This window comes from Pseudomonas sp. 05T35, from assembly GCF_056396605.1.
The window spans coordinates 1-3,664 of the sequence record NZ_JBFTLU010000447.1 but is presented as its reverse complement, the minus strand read 5'-3'; the positions used below and the strand labels follow the sequence as shown (position 1 = coordinate 3,664).

4 protein-coding genes and 2 pseudogenes are annotated in these 3,664 nt (G+C 55.8%); 3 read left to right on the top strand and 3 right to left on the bottom strand.

The features are described 5' to 3' along the window. Positions 1-191 precede the first annotated feature (191 nt). Positions 192-494: a hypothetical protein gene (locus AC1DH9_RS24950; protein ID WP_427536378.1), complete on the top strand. Its 303-nt coding sequence runs from the start codon at positions 192-194 to the stop codon at positions 492-494. A gap of 151 nt (positions 495-645) precedes the next feature. Here AC1DH9_RS24950 and AC1DH9_RS24945 read toward each other — a convergent pair. Together AC1DH9_RS24945 and AC1DH9_RS24940 are read right to left on the bottom strand one after the other, a co-directional pair. Further along, a pseudogene (locus AC1DH9_RS24945) lies at positions 646-744 on the bottom strand (IS5/IS1182 family transposase); the annotation flags it as partial. A gap of 125 nt (positions 745-869) precedes the next feature. Beyond that, the gene (locus AC1DH9_RS24940; protein ID WP_427536380.1) at positions 870-1,481 is read right to left on the bottom strand and encodes a hypothetical protein; all 612 of its coding nucleotides are present in this window, start codon (positions 1,479-1,481) and stop codon (positions 870-872) included. 521 nt (positions 1,482-2,002) lie between these two features. Here AC1DH9_RS24940 and AC1DH9_RS24935 point away from each other — a divergent pair. Beyond that, the gene (locus tag AC1DH9_RS24935; RefSeq protein ID WP_427533802.1) at positions 2,003-2,230 is read left to right on the top strand and encodes a hypothetical protein; all 228 of its coding nucleotides are present in this window, start codon (positions 2,003-2,005) and stop codon (positions 2,228-2,230) included. A 12-nt stretch (positions 2,231-2,242) separates the two neighbouring features. Here the strand turns inward: AC1DH9_RS24935 and AC1DH9_RS24930 are convergent. After that, positions 2,243-2,517 (bottom strand): annotated as a pseudogene (locus AC1DH9_RS24930) (SDR family oxidoreductase); the annotation flags it as partial. 247 nt (positions 2,518-2,764) lie between these two features. Between AC1DH9_RS24930 and AC1DH9_RS24925 the strand changes: the two are divergent. Continuing rightward, a partial coding sequence (locus AC1DH9_RS24925; RefSeq protein WP_477808971.1) for a quinone oxidoreductase family protein occupies positions 2,765-3,664 on the top strand: 900 nt, incomplete at its 3' end.

The window sequence follows — 3,664 nt, the reverse complement described above, 5'->3', positions numbered from 1 at the left end:
CCCAAGGGCCAATTCACTCTGCATCAACTACTGAGCCATCAGGCTTATGCCCTGAGAAGTTTTATTCGTTAAGTTAATCAGGGCCTTTGTTCGCATGATTCATCATATGGCTGGCAATTGATTTCAAGTTATTGCCGCGGCGCCACTTTTTTGTTAGATTGCGCGCCTCAAAAATTAACCAGGGACGTGTTATGTTTTTTATTATTTGGCAAGGATGGGGTGTTCTTTCGATTCTTATCCCGCTGCTCTGCGTGGTGCCTTTCGCTGGGCTCTTCAATGGGCTCGGGCTGGGTGTCGGTCTATTGGTTGGTGCGGCCGCCAACGCCTATATTGGCCACAAGCTGAATAACCAGCCGGGCAAAACCTACATAGATAAAAACACGGGTGGCGAAGTGATCTTTCGCAAGAAGCACACGTTGTTTTATGTGCCCATGCAGTATGTGTCAGTGCTGTGGGCCGTGGTGGGTGTATTTGCGTTGTTTAGTGCGCTCTAAGGAAGGACTGAAGTACCTACCGATTTTTTATGCCCTCGCTACTTGAGGTTAAAAAAATCATGAGTTGGTCGAAAAACAGATCTTTCCTGTCCTTAACTCATGGATCTTTCCTCTAGTCGTACTGTTTCAGGGGGATTGGTCCACGCTACGGGCGCTTACCCACTTCGGTGTCCCCCGTATCGCCGCAGACGTAAGTTTCCTCGCCATGAAGCAACTAATCGAGCTGTGTCACGTTCGCTATATTGTTTGCGCATTGCGAAAGCCATCAGGTACATCCCATCCGATCTACTGATTGACGCCAGGCTTTGAACATGGTGCTCGGGGGCATGTTTTACTCTGGTCACGTAAACGTCTAGCCAGTAGGTATCAGCGTGCTTATTCCACAATCGTATGTACATCCTCCTCGCTCAAACAGACCGACAACTGCTGACCTTCCTTGCTGAAGGCGCAATAGGGCAATGCCTGCTGCTTGAGGAAGGCCAGTGGCACGGCTATAAAAAATGCGCTCAACGCTGCTGCAGCCACGGTTTTCCCGAATATTTTCAGCCCGGAGAGTGACGCGTTTCTGGACGCCGTTTTTATCCTGAAACGGGCATACAAACCGCTGGCCAGGATCGCTGCGCCGATTAGCATGGCAATCGTGATATCGGCCTGTACGGGGCTGTAAAGCAGATTGCCGTTGGCATCGTCCGGGTAGTTCAATTGCCACCAGCCACCGATGCACAGCGGCACAATCCCGGCGGTGATCCAGGCGAGGATCGACCCCGGCAGCCGTAGCAGGATAGTCACTATCAGGCCGAGGGTGGCAACGGTCCAGCCGCTGAGAAACAGTTGGGTGGACATGGCACCGCCGAACAGGGTACCGCCGACATCCTTGGGCGTCAGAAGGGTCCAGTCGTAGAAAACGATGTGCAGAAGCACAACCCCTACGGCAATCCAGCTCATCGGGAAGTAAAGCCATAACCATCGGGTGTTGGAGCGAAGCATTGTCTTACTCATGCAGGGGGACGAGAACGTGTCAGAGATGTGCATGAATGAGAGAGGGTGCCAAGCATCAGCACTATCACTGAACGTGTGGCGTTCAGATTCGGAATAACACACATCTTCCTTTTTGTGTTTTGGGCACCAGTTTGTAATGTGCTCTTGCGCATTGTATATGCTTGTTGATCCGGTGAGGGTTGAACGCTTGAGCGTACTTTCAGGCGAGAGGACAGGCGGCCTTCACAGCCCTTTGTCGAACTGAAGTGGCATGGCGCATTGTCATGCTCACAGAGCCCTTCACGCCTGTTTCCCATCCTCTACCGAGTTCATCGTCCAAGGTCCTGGTCGGTGCCAAATCCGCTGCTAACTCACAGTGAAGTCTTTTCCGGCTTAATGCGAGGTCAGCATGACCGAGAAGCCCTGCAGGTTTACGCGTGCAGGGCTTTTCTCGTTTTCGGCCCCAGCGAGCATGATTCATTGAAGTTCGGATTGATCTACGCTTAATGCTCTACACAGAGGGTTGCGTCATGAGCGAAGATCGAGTGGTTGCGCTTGAGATAGCGCTTAAAACGGTAATGGCCGTCGCTGGGCGACACGGCGTGGCAGCCGACGAGCTGTGCAGGAAGTCAATTGGCGCAATAATTGGCGATACCGAGTTTAATTGGGTCAAGCCCGACCATGCCGAAGACGCCATCGCCGAGATTGAAATGGCTCAAGCTGCCATTGCGCACCTGTCTCTACCCTCGGCGAAATAAGCGGGTGTGGGTCACGGCCGGCGATGCGTCTGGCGTTCCATCGCGTCCTGCCGCGCTCAGGTCAATCATGCGCCGGTAGCCCTCACCACGTGGGCCGTTTGGTTCGTCCCGTGCCAGTGGTGTAAAGATGATGTCGGGGCTGATCGTATTGACTCGCGCGCCGCGTTTGCCCCAGCGCACCGCTTGCGCCATGACTCGCAACGAGTTCCCGCGCTTGGAGATCTGGTAAGCGTTCAAGGGTCGGTGACCTGATCGGCTTGAAGCATCGGGAGCGCGAGCAGATCGTCCGCTAACCAGCCAGACACCCGCGACCTTGATGACCTCCAGCAGGTTCGACAGACCGTTCTTCTGCTTGGCGGTCGACTGCGCGGTGCTGCCGCATGCGTTGATGCAGCGCCCACCGCCCGGGCAGCTGTCACGAAATGAAAAGCCATTGTCGTCTGATGAGAAGCGGCCCGTCAGACGGCGTCCTAGAGTCCAATCAGCGCAAATCGACGCGACACGACAATATTGCAGACTGGAGAATAAGACAACATGGCCAAAGCCGTACGCTTCTACGAAACCGGTGGTCCCGACGTTCTTCGTTATGAAGAGGTCGAAGTTGGTGAACCCGGTCCAGGCCAGGTCCGTCTTCGTCATGTAGCGGTTGGCCTGAACTATGCCGACACCTACTTTCGCAATGGCACTTACCCGATTCCGATGCCCAGCGGCATGGGGGTTGAAGCTTCCGGTGTGGTCCAGGCCATCGGTGAGGGGGTTACCAACGTACAGGTGGGTGATCGCGTCACCTACACCGGGTTTCTCAATACATTGGGGGCCTACAGCACCGAGCGCCTGATCCCGGCCGCGCCGCTGATCAAGCTGCCGGAAACCATCAGTTTCGAGACTGCCGCGGCCATGACCATGCGCGGCCTGACATCGTCGTACCTGATGCGGCGCATTTACGATTTCAAGGCCGGCGACAGTATTTTGCTGCACGCCGCTGCCGGTGGCGTCGGCCTGATCGTTTCGCAGTGGGCCAAGCTGCTCGGCCTGACGGTCATCGGCACTGTATCCACCGAGGTCAAGGGTGAAATCGCCCTGGCCCATGGCTGCGACCATGTCATCAACTACAGCCATGAAGACGTCGCCCAGCGCGTTCGCGAATTGACTGATGGTGTTGGGGTCAACGTGGTGTTCGACAGTGTCGGCAAGAATACTTTCATGGGCTCCCTGGATTCGCTCAAGCGCCGCGGCCTGATGGTGTGCGTCGGCACGGCGTCCGGCCCGATCCCGGCGTTCGATCCGGTGCTGCTGGCGATGAAAGGCTCGCTGTTCATGACCCGCCCGGCTCTGGCGGACTACATCGCCGACCCGGCGGAAAAAGCTGCCCTGGCGGGTGAACTGTTCGACCTCGTCGGCAGCGGTCGAATCAAGATCGAGATCAACCAGCAC